The organism is Streptomyces sp. NPDC050732, from assembly GCF_040654255.1.
GTDB lineage: Bacteria > Actinomycetota > Actinomycetes > Streptomycetales > Streptomycetaceae > Streptomyces.
Map to the genome: position 1 here is coordinate 1 of NZ_JBFAHP010000022.1, position 14,579 is coordinate 14,579.

General features: G+C 70.8%; 15 protein-coding genes. 14 read left to right on the forward strand and 1 reads right to left on the reverse strand.

The window, feature by feature from the left end; genetic code table 11:
* From AB0H82_RS20815 to nusB, 8 genes are all read left to right on the forward strand, one after another.
* Positions 1-192: chorismate synthase (locus tag AB0H82_RS20815; RefSeq protein WP_362994738.1), on the forward strand; the 192-nt coding region annotated here is incomplete at its 5' end.
* Positions 189-704 (forward strand): shikimate kinase, encoded by a 516-nt coding sequence (locus tag AB0H82_RS20820; RefSeq protein WP_362994740.1) that lies wholly within the window; start codon positions 189-191, stop codon positions 702-704. The genes AB0H82_RS20815 and AB0H82_RS20820, both read left to right, overlap by 4 nt.
* Positions 701-1,798, forward strand: coding sequence for a 3-dehydroquinate synthase (gene aroB, locus AB0H82_RS20825; RefSeq protein WP_362994742.1), 1,098 nt, complete (start codon positions 701-703; stop codon positions 1,796-1,798). Before AB0H82_RS20820 ends, aroB begins: the two co-directional genes overlap by 4 nt.
* A gap of 151 nt (positions 1,799-1,949) precedes the next feature.
* On the forward strand, positions 1,950-2,918 hold the full coding sequence (locus tag AB0H82_RS20830) for a Pro-rich N-terminal domain-containing protein (protein WP_362994744.1): 969 nt from the start codon (positions 1,950-1,952) through the stop codon (positions 2,916-2,918).
* A 124-nt stretch (positions 2,919-3,042) separates the two neighbouring features.
* Positions 3,043-3,417 carry an excalibur calcium-binding domain-containing protein gene (locus tag AB0H82_RS20835; RefSeq protein ID WP_362994746.1) on the forward strand — a complete coding sequence of 125 codons (375 nt, stop codon included), beginning with the start codon at positions 3,043-3,045 and terminating at the stop codon, positions 3,415-3,417.
* Positions 3,418-3,494: 77 nt separating this feature from the next.
* Positions 3,495-4,601 carry an aminopeptidase P family protein gene (locus AB0H82_RS20840; RefSeq protein ID WP_362994748.1) on the forward strand — a complete coding sequence of 369 codons (1,107 nt, stop codon included), beginning with the start codon at positions 3,495-3,497 and terminating at the stop codon, positions 4,599-4,601.
* 57 nt (positions 4,602-4,658) lie between these two features.
* The gene (gene efp / locus AB0H82_RS20845) at positions 4,659-5,225 is read left to right on the forward strand and encodes an elongation factor P (protein ID WP_345647318.1); all 567 of its coding nucleotides are present in this window, start codon (positions 4,659-4,661) and stop codon (positions 5,223-5,225) included.
* Between the two features lie 2 nt (positions 5,226-5,227).
* The gene (gene nusB, locus AB0H82_RS20850; RefSeq protein ID WP_362994750.1) at positions 5,228-5,662 is read left to right on the forward strand and encodes a transcription antitermination factor NusB; all 435 of its coding nucleotides are present in this window, start codon (positions 5,228-5,230) and stop codon (positions 5,660-5,662) included.
* A gap of 185 nt (positions 5,663-5,847) precedes the next feature.
* On the opposite strand, the gene bldD is transcribed toward nusB, so the two are convergent.
* Positions 5,848-6,348: a transcriptional regulator BldD gene (bldD, locus tag AB0H82_RS20855; RefSeq protein WP_030787240.1), complete on the reverse strand. Its 501-nt coding sequence runs from the start codon at positions 6,346-6,348 to the stop codon at positions 5,848-5,850.
* Between the two features lie 224 nt (positions 6,349-6,572).
* On the opposite strand from bldD, the gene pyrR reads away from it, so the two are divergent.
* The 6 genes from pyrR to carB all read left to right on the forward strand — a co-directional run bounded on the left by pyrR (position 6,573) and on the right by carB (position 14,539).
* A complete protein-coding gene (gene pyrR / locus AB0H82_RS20860) occupies positions 6,573-7,145 on the forward strand; it encodes a bifunctional pyr operon transcriptional regulator/uracil phosphoribosyltransferase PyrR (protein ID WP_362994752.1) in 573 nt (190 codons plus the stop codon).
* A gap of 85 nt (positions 7,146-7,230) precedes the next feature.
* On the forward strand, positions 7,231-8,217 hold the full coding sequence (locus AB0H82_RS20865) for an aspartate carbamoyltransferase catalytic subunit (protein WP_362994754.1): 987 nt from the start codon (positions 7,231-7,233) through the stop codon (positions 8,215-8,217).
* Between the two features lie 5 nt (positions 8,218-8,222).
* The gene (locus tag AB0H82_RS20870) at positions 8,223-9,509 is read left to right on the forward strand and encodes a dihydroorotase (protein WP_362994756.1); all 1,287 of its coding nucleotides are present in this window, start codon (positions 8,223-8,225) and stop codon (positions 9,507-9,509) included.
* Entirely contained in the window at positions 9,506-10,090 is a 585-nt protein-coding gene (locus AB0H82_RS20875; protein ID WP_362994758.1) for a hypothetical protein, read from the forward strand. The genes AB0H82_RS20870 and AB0H82_RS20875 overlap by 4 nt, the downstream gene beginning before the upstream one ends.
* A complete protein-coding gene (carA, locus tag AB0H82_RS20880) occupies positions 10,087-11,238 on the forward strand; it encodes a glutamine-hydrolyzing carbamoyl-phosphate synthase small subunit (RefSeq protein WP_362994760.1) in 1,152 nt (383 codons plus the stop codon). The genes AB0H82_RS20875 and carA overlap by 4 nt, the downstream gene beginning before the upstream one ends.
* Positions 11,231-14,539, forward strand: coding sequence for a carbamoyl-phosphate synthase large subunit (gene carB, locus AB0H82_RS20885; RefSeq protein ID WP_362994762.1), 3,309 nt, complete (start codon positions 11,231-11,233; stop codon positions 14,537-14,539). Before carA ends, carB begins: the two co-directional genes overlap by 8 nt.
* Positions 14,540-14,579 lie beyond the last annotated feature (40 nt).

Below are 14,579 nucleotides of genomic sequence, written 5' to 3' on the forward strand. Positions count from 1 at the left end.
GTCACCGGTGAGGCGGCGAAGGCGCACCACCAGCGCTCCGACGTGTGTGCGGTGCCGGCGGCCGGCATCGTGGCGGAGGCCATGGTCGCGCTCGTCCTGGCCGACGCGGTCGCCGAGAAGTTCGGTGGCGACAGCGTGCCCGAGACACGGCGCAACGTGGAGTCCTACCTCGACAACCTCCAGATCCGGTGACCGGTCCGCAGATCGTCCTCGTCGGTCCGATGGGTGTGGGCAAGACGACGGTCGGTGAGCTGCTCGCCGAGCGGCTGGGTGTCACGTTCCGGGACACCGACGCCGACATCGTCGCCGCCCAGGGCCGGGAGATCTCCGACATCTTCGTCGACGAGGGCGAGCCGTACTTCCGTGGCCTGGAGAAGGCCGCCGTGGCGCACGCCCTCGCGGCACACGACGGCGTCCTCGCCCTCGGCGGCGGCGCGATCCTCGACGGGACGACGCGCGCGCTGCTCGGCGCCCACCCCGTCGTCTATCTCTCGATGGACGTCGAGGAGGCCGTCAAGCGCACCGGCCTCAACCAGGCGCGCCCGCTGTTGGCCGTCAATCCGCGCAAGCAGTGGCGCGAGCTGATGGACGCCCGCCGTCAGCTGTACGCCGAAGTCGCCCGCGCGGTCGTCGCCACCGACGGCCGCACCCCCGATGAGGTCGCCCAGGCGGTCCTCGACGCACTGGAGTTGAAGGAAGCATGACGACGGAGCAGACCCCCACCCGTATCCAGGTCGGTGGCACCGCCGGCACGGATCCGTACGAGGTCCTGGTCGGTCGGCAGCTCCTCGGCGAGCTGCCCGGCCTCATCGGCGACCAGGCCAAGCGGGTCGCCGTGATCCACCCCGAGGCGCTCGCCGAGACCGGCGACGCGCTCCGCCAGGACCTCGCCGACCAGGGCTACGAGGCCGTAGCCATCCAGATCCCGAACGCCGAGGAGGCCAAGACGGCGGAGGTCGCGGCGTACTGCTGGAAGGCCCTCGGCCAGTCCGGCTTCACACGCAGCGACGTCATCGTCGGCGTCGGCGGCGGGGCCTCCACCGACCTCGCCGGGTTCGTGGCCGCGACCTGGCTGCGCGGCGTGCGGTGGATCGCCGTACCGACCACGGTGCTCGGCATGGTGGACGCTGCGGTCGGCGGCAAGACCGGCATCAACACCGCCGAGGGCAAGAACCTGGTGGGCTCGTTCCACCCGCCGGCCGGGGTCCTCTGCGACCTGGCGGCACTGGACTCGCTGCCCGTGAACGACTACGTCTCCGGGCTCGCGGAGATCATCAAGGCCGGTTTCATCGCCGACCCGGTGATCCTTGAGCTCATCGAGGCGGACCCGCAGGCGGCCCGTACGCCCGCCGGACCGCACACCGCCGAGCTCATCGAGCGCTCCATCAGGGTCAAGGCCGAGGTCGTCTCGGGCGACCTCAAGGAGGCGGGCCTCCGCGAGATCCTCAACTACGGGCACACCCTCGCGCACGCCATCGAGAAGAACGAGCGCTACAAGTGGCGGCACGGCGCCGCGGTCTCCGTCGGCATGCACTTCGCGGCCGAACTCGGCCGTCTGGCGGGCCGTCTTGACGACGCGACGGCCGACCGGCACCGCACCGTCCTCGAATCGGTCGGGCTGCCGCTGACCTACCGCTACGACCAGTGGCCCAAGCTCCTGGAGACCATGAAGGTCGACAAGAAGTCCCGCGGTGACCTGCTGCGCTTCATCGTCCTCGACGGCCTCGGCAAGCCGACCGTCCTGGAGGGCCCCGACCCGGCCGTTCTCCTCGCCGCGTACGGCGAAGTAGGGCAGTAACCGGCTCTCCGTGGCCGCCGGTTCCGGCCACGGGCACCTCTCGGCCTCCCCGGCCGTTCACACAACGGCGGCCGGGGACGGTACCGTTCGGTAACGGGCGGCCCGGCCGCCGCCCGACCAGCGTCAGTCGCACGAGACGGAGTGGCACCGGATGCAGCACGCAGTGGGATCTCCGCTGCCGCCGCCCCACCAGCCGGGGCACGGACCGGCTACCGGCTGGTCGCCGGCCGCACACCACCCGACCGCTCCGCCCCCCGGAGCGGCGCCGCACGGAGCAGTGCCTTCCGCGCCCGGCTTCACGGGCGGTCCTGTCCCGCCGTCCGCCCCGCATGCTCCGGGGCAGGCGCCGCAGGCCGCTCACGCGCCGGGGCAGGCGCCGATGCCGCACGCCCCGGCGGCTCCGCACGCGGCGCCCCAGCCCCCTCAGGCCCCCCAGCACGGGCCCGGCCCGGTGCCCCCGCCGCCGGACACCCCGGGGCAGACGGGGCACGTACAGCTGCCGCCGGGCGGCCCGGTGGCCGTGCCGAGCCCCCCGCCGGGCACGGCACAGACCGACACCGGCGGCACGACACTCGCCGTGCTGCTCATCGGGCCCGCGGGCGCGGGCAAGACGAGCGTCGCGAAGTACTGGGCCGAGCACCGCCGTGTGCCCACCGCCCACATCAGCCTCGACGACGTGCGCGAATGGGTGCGCTCGGGGTTCGCCGACCCCCAGTCGGGGTGGAACGACCACTCCGAGGCGCAGTACCGCCTGGCCCGCCGCACCTGCGGCTTCGCCGCGCGGAACTTCCTGGCCAACGGCATCTCGTGCATCCTCGACGACGCGGTCTTCCCCGACCGCCCGGTCGTCGGCCTCGGCGGCTGGAAGCGGCACGTGGGTCCCGGCCTGCTGCCCGTCGTCCTCCTCCCGGGCCTGGAGATCGTCCTGGAGCGGAATGCGGAGCGCAGCGGCAACCGCCGCCTCTCCGACGAGGAAGTGGCCCGCATCCACGGCCGCATGGCCGGCTGGTACGGCTCGGGCCTGCCCATCATCGACAACTCCCAGCTGGACGTCCCCGCCACGGCCCGCATCCTGGACGACGTCCTGGCCCGCGCCATCGCAAGCCCCCCGAAGTGGTAGCACCACCCCTCGGTCACAGTTGAGCCACCAAGCCTTCCCACCGCCTTCACGCCGTCCGAGGGCGGTACTACGGTCATGCCCCCGGAAGCGATACGTCCTCCCTGCCCTCGTCCTCGCCCTGTTCGTGGGCGTCGGGATCGGGACCGGCGGGGACGACACCACCGGCGAGAAGAAGGCCGACGCGGCACCGACTGTCACCGCGACCAAGACCGCGACTGCTACGGCGACGGTGACGAAGAGCCCGGAGGCCGGGCCGGCGCCGACCGTCACGGTGCGGTCGACGAAGACCGTCAAGGCGACCGCCACGGTCACGGAGGCTCCGGCGGGCGGCGGGTCCGACGACGGTGGCTCGGGTGGGTCCGGGGGCGGTGGCGGGGCCGTGTACTACGAGAACTGCTCCGAGGCCCGAGCGGCCGGTGCTGCTCCGGTGCGTCAGGGTGAGCCGGGCTACGGCAGGCACCTGGACCGGGATGGTGACGGGGTCGGCTGCGACAGCTGAGGGCCGGGGGCGGTGGCCGACGCCCGGTCGGACGCGTCCGCCGGGCCGTGTGGCGGCGGCGCTCGTAGGCTCGCCCCATGTCAGAGGTGTACGCGGTCCGCAGGGAGCGGGTTCGGGAGCGGTGTGCCGCCGGTGGTGGCGCGGCGGCGTTGGTCTCCCGGCCCGCCAACGTCCGCTATCTCGCCGGTGCGGCGCCCCGCGGCGCCGTGCTCCTCCTCGGCACTGCCGAGGACGTACTGCTGTGCGGGCGTCCGCCCGGTGCGCAGCAGGGCGAGGGGCGGCCCGACGAAGCACTGAAGGTGCAGGTGCTGCCCGCGCCGGGCGCCGACCCGGCCGTCGCCGGAGCCGACCTCGCGGCTGCCGCGGGCGTCGGCGCGCTCGCCGTCGAGGAGCACCACCTGACCGTCGCCCGGCACCGTGCGCTCGGTTCGGTCGCGCCCCGGCTGCGCCTGACGGACCTCGGAACGGCCGTCGAGCAGCTGCGTCTGGTGAAGGACGCCGACGAACTCTCGTGTCTGCGGATCGCCGCCGAGATCGCCGATCAAGCGCTGGGGGAGCTGCTGGAGTCCATTCTCGTGGGGCGTACGGAGCGGCACCTCGCGCTGGAGCTGGAGCGGCGGCTCGTCGACCACGGCGCCGACGGCCCCGCGTTCCCGACCTCCGTGGCCACCGGCCCGAATTCGGGGAAGGGCGGCCACCGGCCCTCGGACCGGCGGGTGGAGGAGGGAGACTTCCTCTCCGTGTGCCTGGGGGCGACGTATCGCGGCTACTGCTGCGAGATCGGGCGTACGTTCGTCATCGGCACCTCGCCCGCCGACTGGCAGATCGAGTTGTACGACCTGGTCTTCGCCGCGCAACGGGCCGGCCGTGAGGCCCTCGTACCCGGCGCCGCCTGCCGTGACGTGGACCGCGCGGCACGCCACGTACTGGACTCAGCGGGCTATGCGGAGGCCCTTGCTCCGCTGACTGGACACGGTGTGGGGCTCGAAATCGACGAGGACCCTCAATTGGCGCCCGCGGCCATGGGTAAACTGGACGCTTGCGTGCCGGTCACCGTCGAACCGGGGGTTCACCTCCCTGGCCGGGGTGGTGTCCGGATCGATGACACGCTCGTCGTGCGCCCCGAGGCGGACGGCGGACCCGAGCTACTCACCATCACGACCAAGGAACTGCTCGCGCTCTAGCGCGCGTGCCCGCCCGGGGTCGTCCACCAGTCAGTCAGTGCAGGAGATTCCGCAACCGTGGCTTCCACGAACGACCTCAAGAACGGCATGGTGCTCAAGCTCGAAGGCGGCCAGCTCTGGTCCGTCGTCGAGTTCCAGCACGTCAAGCCCGGCAAGGGCCCGGCCTTCGTGCGCACCAAGCTCAAGAACGTGCTCTCCGGCAAGGTCGTCGACAAGACGTTCAACGCCGGCGTCAAGGTCGAGACGGCCACTGTCGACAAGCGCGACATGCAGTTCTCCTACATGGACGGCGAGTACTTCGTCTTCATGGACATGGAGACCTACGACCAGCTGCACATCGACAAGAAGGCCGTCGGCGACGCCGCCAACTTCCTGATCGAGGGCTTCACGGCCACGGTCGCGCAGCACGAGGGCGAGGTGCTCTTCGTCGAGCTGCCCGCCGCCGTCGAGCTCGTCATCCAGGAGACCGAGCCGGGCGTCCAGGGCGACCGCTCCACGGGCGGCACCAAGCCCGCCATCCTGGAGACCGGCCACCAGATCAACGTGCCGCTCTTCATCACCACCGGCGAGAAGATCAAGGTCGACACCCGTACCAGCGACTACCTCGGCCGGGTGAACAGCTAACCGTGGCTGCTCGTAACACGGCCCGCAAGCGCGCCTTCCAGATCCTCTTCGAGGCGGACCAGCGCGGAACGGACGTCCTGACGGTCCTCGCCGACTGGGTGCGCCACTCGCGGTCCGACACCCGGCAGCCGCCGGTGAGCGAGTACACGATGGAGCTCGTCGAGGGGTACGCGGAGCATGAGCGCCGCATCGACGAACTCATCTCGCAGTACGCCGTCGGATGGACCCTGGACCGCATGCCGGTCGTCGACCGGAACATCGTGCGGCTCGGCGCCTACGAACTCGTATGGGTCGACGGGACGCCGGACGCCGTGGTGATCGACGAGGCGGTCGAGCTCGCCAAGGAGTTCTCCACGGACGAGTCGCCGTCCTTCATCAACGGACTGCTCGGACGCTTCAAGGACCTGAAGCCGTCCCTGCGCCGCGACGAGTCGTAAGGCGTCGTCGTACGTCAACCGGAGGGCCCGCAGCAAACCGCTGCGGGCCCGCCGGGTTTTCCGCTTCTTCCGCGCGGTTAATTCGCCGGAGAACCGGAGAGAAACAAGAAAAACGCCGGGGTGGGCGCGGCCTTTCGGCTGCGGCCACCCCGGCGGCACGTTTCTGCTGCTGCGTCGCGCTGCGGTCAGACCTCTTCGTGGGCGACGGCGCGACGCGCGTCCGCGTCCAGGACGCCCCAGCTGATCAGCTGCTCGGTCAGGACCGAGGGCGACTGGTCGTAGATGACGGCGAGGGTGCGCAGGTCGTCCTGGCGGATCGAGAGCACCTTGCCGTTGTAGTCACCGCGCTGGGACTGGATCGTGGCGGCATAGCGCTGCAGCGGACCCGCCTTCTCCTGCGGGACGTGCGCGAGGCGCTCCAGGTCGAGGACGAGCTTCGGCGGCGGCTCGGCGGCACCACCGGGAGCCGTGCCGGGAAGAAGCTCCTGCACCGGGACGCCGTAGAAGTCCGCCAGCTCGGCGAGGCGCTGCACGGTCACGGCACGGTCGCCGCGCTCGTACGACCCCACGACGACCGCCTTCCAGCGTCCCTGGGACTTCTCCTCGACTCCGTGGAGGGAAAGGCCCTGCTGGGTACGGATCGCGCGGAGCTTGGCCCCGAGCTGCTTGGCGTATTCGCTGGACATATAGCTCCCCGGACGCTGCGACATCATGCGGCTCCGCCGCGTGGCTGGTAACTCACTGTGAGGTTACGCAGCGTTACTTGCCTGCGTCAAGCCGAAAGGTCCTTACCGCCCCTTCGGTGGAGGCCGATGACGTGCTGAGAGCCGGGTACTGGTAGCATGACTGGCGCAATTTCGACGTCCTTTAAGGTCCGTCCCGTGAGGCGGAGAAGGAGGTCCGTTTTCATATGGACACGCAGGACACCAAAGACTCCGCTGTCGCCCGCCCCGTACTCGAAGGGCCCGACATCGCGCGGGTGCTGACCCGCATCGCCCACGAGATCGTCGAGCGCGCCAAGGGCGCCGACGACGTGGTCCTCCTCGGCATTCCCACCCGAGGCGTCTTCCTCGGCCGTCGGCTCGCCGAGAAGCTCGAAGAGATCACCGGCCGCACGATCCCGGTCGGCTCCCTCGACATCACCATGTACCGCGACGACCTGCGCATGCATCCGCCGCGCGCGCTGGCCCGCACCGAGATCCCCGGCGAGGGCATCGACGGCCGCCTGGTCGTCCTCGTCGACGACGTGCTCTTCTCCGGCCGCACCATCCGCGCCGCCCTCGACGCGCTGAACGACATCGGCCGCCCCCGCGCGGTGCAGCTCGCCGTCCTCGTCGACCGCGGCCACCGCGAACTGCCCATCCGTGCCGACTACGTGGGCAAGAACCTCCCCACGTCGCTGCGGGAGACGGTCAAGGTGCAGCTCGCCGAGGAGGACGGCCGCGACGCCGTGCTGCTCGGCGCCAAGCCCGCCTCCGCGTAAGACCGGTTTCCTCCCTCACGGGCCCAGGGGCACACCCCTGTGCGCCCGCGCGCCCGCAGACCTCCACACACCGGAGTACACGCAGATGATGCGACACCTCATCTCGGCCGCCGACCTCTCCCGCGACGACGCCGTCCTCATCCTCGACACGGCCGAGGAGATGGCCCGGGTCGCCGACCGGCCGATCAAGAAACTGCCCGCCCTGCGCGGCCGCACCGTGGTCAACCTCTTCTTCGAGGACTCGACCCGGACCCGGATCTCCTTCGAGGCCGCCGAGAAGCGCCTCTCCGCCGACGTCATCAACTTCGCCGCCAAGGGCTCCAGCGTCTCCAAGGGCGAGTCCCTGAAGGACACCGCGCAGACCCTGGAGGCGATGGGCGTCGACGCCGTCGTCATCCGGCACGGCGCGTCCGGCGCGCCCTACCGCCTCGCCACGTCCGGCTGGATCGACGCCGCCGTCATCAACGCGGGCGACGGCACCCACCAGCACCCCACCCAGGCCCTGCTCGACGCCTTCACCATGCGGCGCCGCCTCGTCGGACCCGACGCGGGCCTCGGCCAGGACCTGGCGGGCAAGCACATCACCATCGTCGGCGACGTCCTGCACAGCCGCGTCGCCCGCTCCAACGTCGACCTGCTGCACACCCTCGGCGCCGAGGTCACCCTCGTCGCCCCGCCCACCCTCGTGCCGGTCGGCGTCGAGCAGTGGCCCTGCGAGGTCTCGTACGACCTGGACCGGGTGCTGCCCAAGTCCGACGCCGTGATGATGCTGCGGGTGCAGCGCGAGCGCATGAACGCCGCGTTCTTCCCCACCGAGCGCGAGTACTCGCGGCGCTACGGCCTGGACGGCGAGCGCATGGCGAAGATGCCCGAGCACGCCATCGTCATGCACCCCGGACCCATGGTCCGCGGCATGGAGATCACCGCCGAGGTCGCCGACTCCGACCGCTGCACGGTCGTCGAACAGGTCGCCAACGGAGTCTCCATCCGCATGGCCGTCCTCTACCTGCTGCTCGGCGGCAACGAGCCTGCCGTCACCCACACCCGCCCCACCGGTTCCGAGGAGAAGTAAGACCCATGAGCAAGATCCTGATCCGTGGTGCGAAGGTGCTCGGCGGCGAGGCGCAGGACGTCCTGATCGACGGCGAGACCATCGAGGCCGTCGGCACGGGCCTGACCGCCGAGGGCGCGACCGTCGTCGAGGCCGAGGGCAAGGTGCTGCTCCCCGGCCTCGTCGACCTCCACACCCACCTGCGCGAGCCCGGCCGTGAGGACTCCGAGACCGTCCTGACCGGCACCCGCGCCGCCGCCTCCGGTGGCTACACCGCCGTGTTCGCCATGGCCAACACCTTCCCCGTCGCCGACACCGCCGGCGTCGTCGAGCAGGTCTACCGGCTCGGCAAGGAGTCCGGCTACTGCGACGTGCAGCCCATCGGCGCCGTCACCGTCGGCCTGGAGGGCAAGAAGCTCGCCGAGCTCGGCGCCATGCACGAGTCCGCCGCCGGGGTCACCGTCTTCTCCGACGACGGCAAGTGCGTCGACGACGCCGTGATCATGCGCCGCGCCCTGGAGTACGTGAAGGCCTTCGGCGGCGTCGTCGCGCAGCACGCGCAGGAGCCGCGGCTCACCGAGGGCGCCCAGATGAACGAGGGCGTCGTCTCCGCCGAGCTCGGCCTCGGCGGCTGGCCCGCCGTCGCCGAGGAATCGATCATCGCGCGCGACGTGCTGCTCGCCGAGCACGTGGGCTCCAGGGTGCACATCTGCCACCTGTCGACCGCCGGGTCGGTCGAAATCGTGCGCTGGGCCAAGTCGCGCGGCATCGACGTCACCGCCGAGGTCACCCCGCACCACCTCCTCCTCACGGATGAGCTGGTGCGCTCCTACAACCCCGTCTACAAGGTCAACCCCCCGCTGCGCACCGAGCGCGACGTCATGGCGCTCCGTGAGGCCCTCGCCGACGGCACCATCGACATCGTCGCCACCGACCACGCCCCGCACCCCCACGAGGACAAGGACTGCGAGTGGGCCGCGGCCGCCATGGGCATGGTCGGCCTGGAGACCGCGCTCTCCGTCGTCCAGCAGACGATGGTCGAGACCGGCCTGCTGACCTGGGAGGCCGTCGCCGACCGGATGTCCTTCAAGCCCGCGCGGATCGGACAGGCCACCGGCCACGGACGCCCCGTCTCGGCAGGTGAGCCCGCGAACCTCGTCCTGGTCGACGCCGATTACCGTGGGGAAGTGGACCCCGCGGGCTTCGCCTCGCGCAGCCGCAACACTCCCTACGAGGGCCGTGAGCTGCCGGGCCGCGTCACGCACACGTGGCTCCGGGGTCGGGCCACGCTCGACGACGGGAAGCTCACGTGACATCTCCGCTGGGAACACCTCTTCTGGAACTGGCCGCCGAGAAGGAATCGGCGGAGGTGACCGACTGGGCCGCGCGCCTCGGCTGGGTCATCGGACTCCTGCTCTTCATCGCGCTCGTCTACTGGCTGATGCGCGAGGGCTGGAAGTGGCGCGGCACGCTCCAGGGCGACCTGCCCGAACTGCCCGCCGCGCCGGATGACTCCGGCCCGGCCAGACTTGAGCTGAGCGGCCGCTACCACGGCTCGACCACGGCAGGGCAGTGGCTCGACCGCATCGTGGCGCACGGCCTGGGCACCCGCAGCCGCGTCGAGCTGACGCTCACCGACGCGGGCCTGGACGTCGTACGCCCCGGCGCGACCGACTTCTTCATCCCGGTCGCACAGCTGCGCGAGGCCCGCCTCGACAAGGGCATCGCGGGCAAGGTCCTCACGGAGGGCGGTCTGCTGATCGTCACCTGGGAACACGGCGGGAAGCTGCTCGACTCCGGCTTCCGCTCGGACCACGCGGCCGAGCAGTCCGAGTGGGTCGAGGCCATCAGCAACATGATCAACACCAGCACTACGGAAGGCACCGCACGATGACGACCTCCACAAGGGGAACCGGCAAGGTTTCCGCCGTACTCGTCCTGGAGGACGGCCGCGTCTTCCGCGGCCGTGCCTACGGGGCCGTGGGGGAGACCTTCGGCGAAGCGGTGTTCTCCACCGGCATGACCGGCTACCAGGAGACCCTCACCGACCCGTCGTACGACCGCCAGATCGTCGTCGCCACCGCCCCCCAGATCGGCAACACGGGCTGGAACGACGAGGACGACGAGTCGGACCGCATCTGGGTCTCCGGCTACGTGGTCCGCGACCCCGCCCGCATCCCCTCCAACTGGCGCTCCGCGCGCTCCCTCGACGACGAGCTGTCGCGCCAGGGCGTCGTCGGCATCTCCGGGATCGACACCCGCGCCCTCACCCGCCACCTGCGCGAGCGCGGCTCCATGCGCTCCGGCATCTTCTCCGGCGAGGCGCTGGCCGCCGACGCCGAGCTGGTCGCCCGCGTGCAGGCACAGCCCCAGATGAAGGGCGCCAGCCTGTACGAGGAGGTCGCCACCAAGGAGGCCTACGTCGTCCCGGCGGTCGGCGAGAAGAAGTTCACCGTCGCCGCCATCGACCTCGGCATCAAGGGCATGACCCCGCACCGCATGGCCGAGCGCGGCATCGAGGTGCACGTGCTGCCCGCGACCGCCACCGAGGAGGACGTGTACGCCGTCGCCCCCGACGGAGTCTTCTTCTCCAACGGCCCCGGCGACCCCGCCACCGCCGAAGGGCCGGTCGCGCTGATGACCGCCGTCCTCAAGCGGAAGACGCCGCTCTTCGGCATCTGCTTCGGCAACCAGATCCTCGGCCGCGCCCTCGGCTTCGGCACGTACAAGCTGAAGTACGGCCACCGCGGCATCAACCAGCCGGTGCAGGACCGCACCACCGGCAAGGTCGAGGTCACCGCGCACAACCACGGCTTCGCCGTGGACGCGCCGCTCGACAAGGCCAGCGAGACCCCCTTCGGCCGCGCCGAGGTCTCCCACGTCTGCCTCAACGACAACGTCGTGGAAGGCCTCCAGCTGCTCGACCAGCCGGCCTTCTCCGTCCAGTACCACCCCGAAGCCGCCGCCGGCCCGCACGACGCCGCGTACCTCTTCGACCGTTTCGTATCGCTGATGACCGCAGAAGGAGCCCAGCGTGCCTAAGCGCACCGATATCCAGTCCGTCCTGGTCATCGGCTCCGGCCCGATCGTCATCGGCCAGGCCGCGGAGTTCGACTACTCCGGTACCCAGGCGTGCCGCGTTCTCAAGGCCGAGGGCCTGCGCGTCATCCTCGTCAACTCCAACCCGGCGACGATCATGACCGACCCGGAGATCGCCGACGCCACGTACGTCGAGCCGATCACCCCCGAGTTCGTCGAGAAGATCATCGCCAAGGAGCGCCCCGACGCCCTCCTGCCGACGCTGGGCGGCCAGACGGCCCTCAACACGGCCATCTCCATGCACGAGCAGGGCGTCCTGGAGAAGTACGGCGTCGAACTCATCGGAGCCAACGTCGAGGCCATCAACAAGGGCGAGGACCGCGACCTCTTCAAGGGCGTCGTCGAAGAGGTCAAGAAGAAGATCGGGCACGGCGAGTCCGCCCGCTCGTACATCTGCCACTCCATGGACGACGTCCTCAAGGGCGTCGACGAGCTCGGCGGCTACCCCGTCGTCGTCCGCCCCTCCTTCACCATGGGCGGCGCCGGTTCCGGCTTCGCGCACGACGAGGAGGAGCTGCGCCGCATCGCCGGTCAGGGCCTCACCCTCTCGCCGACCACCGAGGTGCTCCTGGAGGAGTCCATCCTCGGCTGGAAGGAGTACGAGCTGGAGCTGATGCGCGACCGGAACGACAACGTCGTGGTCGTCTGCTCCATCGAGAACTTCGACCCGATGGGCGTGCACACCGGTGACTCGGTCACCGTGGCCCCGGCGATGACGCTCACCGACCGCGAGTACCAGATCCTGCGGGACGTCGGCATCGCGATCATCCGCGAGGTCGGCGTCGACACCGGCGGCTGCAACATCCAGTTCGCGGTGAACCCCGAGGACGGCCGGGTCATCGTCATCGAGATGAACCCGCGCGTGTCGCGGTCCTCGGCGCTCGCGTCGAAGGCCACCGGCTTCCCGATCGCGAAGATCGCGGCGAAGCTGGCCGTCGGCTACACGCTGGACGAGATCCCGAACGACATCACCGAGAAGACGCCGGCGTCCTTCGAACCGACCCTCGACTACGTCGTCGTGAAGGCCCCGCGGTTCGCCTTCGAGAAGTTCCCGAGCGCCGACTCCACCCTCACCACCACCATGAAGTCGGTCGGCGAGGCCATGGCCATCGGCCGCAACTTCACCGAGGCCCTGCAGAAGGCGCTGCGCTCGCTGGAGAAGAAGGGCTCGCAGTTCACCTTCGTGGGCGAGCCCGGCGACAAGGCCGAGCTGCTGCGCGAGGCGGTGCGCCCCACCGACGGCCGCATCAACTCCGTCATGCAGGCCATCCGCGCGGGCGCCACCCCCGAGGAGGTCTTCGACGCCACGAAGATCGACCCGTGGTTCGTCGACCAGCTCTTCCTCATCAAGGAGCTCGCCGACGAGCTGGCCGCCGTCGAGCGCCTGGACGCCGACCTGCTGGCCGAGGCCAAGCGGCACGGCTTCTCCGACGCCCAGATCGCCGAGATCCGCGGCCTGCGCGAGGACGTCGTGCGCGAGGTGCGCCAGGCCCTCGGCGTGCGCCCGGTCTACAAGACGGTCGACACCTGCGCCGCCGAGTTCGCCGCGAAGACGCCGTACTTCTACTCCTCGTACGACGAGGAGAGCGAGGTCGCCCCGCGCGAGAAGCCCGCGGTGATCATCCTCGGCTCGGGCCCGAACCGCATCGGCCAGGGCATCGAGTTCGACTACTCCTGCGTCCACGCCTCCTTCGCGCTCAGCGACGCGGGCTACGAGACCGTGATGGTCAACTGCAACCCGGAGACCGTCTCCACGGACTACGACACCTCCGACCGGCTCTACTTCGAGCCGCTCACCCTGGAGGACGTCCTGGAGATCGTCCACGCCGAGGCGCAGGCCGGACCGATCGCGGGCGTCATCGTCCAGCTCGGCGGCCAGACCCCGCTGGGCCTGGCCCAGGCGCTCAAGGACAACGGCGTGCCGATCGTCGGCACCTCACCGGAGGCCATCCACGCCGCCGAGGACCGCGGCGCCTTCGGCCGGGTGCTCGCCGAGGCCGGGCTCCCCGCGCCGAAGCACGGCACCGCGACGACGTTCGCGGAGGCGAAGGCCATCGCCGACGAGATCGGCTACCCCGTCCTCGTCCGTCCTTCGTACGTGCTCGGCGGGCGCGGCATGGAGATCGTCTACGACGAGACCCGCCTCTCCGCGTACATCGAGGAGTCGACCGAGATCAGCCCCACGCGGCCGGTGCTCGTCGACCGCTTCCTCGACGACGCCATCGAGATCGACGTGGACGCGCTCTACGACGGCGAGGAGCTCTACCTCGGCGGCGTCATGGAGCACATCGAGGAGGCCGGCATCCACTCCGGCGACTCGGCGTGCGCGCTGCCCCCGATCACGCTCGGCGGCTTCGACATCAAGCGCCTGCGCGCCTCCACGGAGGGCATCGCCAAGGGCGTCGGCGTACGCGGTCTGATCAACATCCAGTTCGCGATGGCCGGGGACATCCTCTACGTCCTTGAGGCCAACCCGCGCGCGTCGCGCACCGTCCCCTTCACCTCGAAGGCGACCGCGGTGCCGCTGGCCAAGGCCGCCGCGCGCATCTCGCTCGGCGCGACCGTCGCCGAGCTGCGCGCCGAGGGCATGCTGCCGGCCGTCGGTGACGGCGGCACGCTCCCCATGGACGCGCCGATCTCCGTCAAGGAGGCCGTCATGCCGTGGTCGCGCTTCCGCGACATCCACGGCCGCGGCGTCGACACCGTCCTCGGTCCGGAGATGCGCTCCACGGGCGAAGTCATGGGCATCGACTCGGTGTTCGGCACCGCGTACGCCAAGTCGCAGGCCGGCGCGTACGGCCCGCTGCCGACCAAGGGCCGCGCCTTCATCTCGGTGGCCAACCGCGACAAGCGCTCGATGATCTTCCCGGCGCGTGAACTCGTCGCGCACGGCTTCGAGTTGCTCGCCACGTCCGGCACGGCCGAGGTCCTCAAGCGCAACGGCCTCAACGCCACGGTGGTGCGCAAGCAGTCCGAGGGCGAGGGCCCGAACGGCGAGAAGACCATCGTCCAGCTCATCCACGACGGCGGCGTCGACCTCATCGTCAACACCCCGTACGGCACCGGCGGCCGCCTCGACGGCTACGAGATCCGCACCGCCGCAGTGGCACGCTCCGTGCCGTGTCTGACCACGGTCCAGGCGCTCGCCGCGGCCGTCCAGGGCATTGACGCGCTGGGCCGCGGCGACGTGGGCGTCCGGTCACTCCAGGAACACGCGGAACACCTGACCGCGACCCGCGACTAGCAGCCCAGAAGGGGGACACCGGAGACGGTGTCCCCCTTCT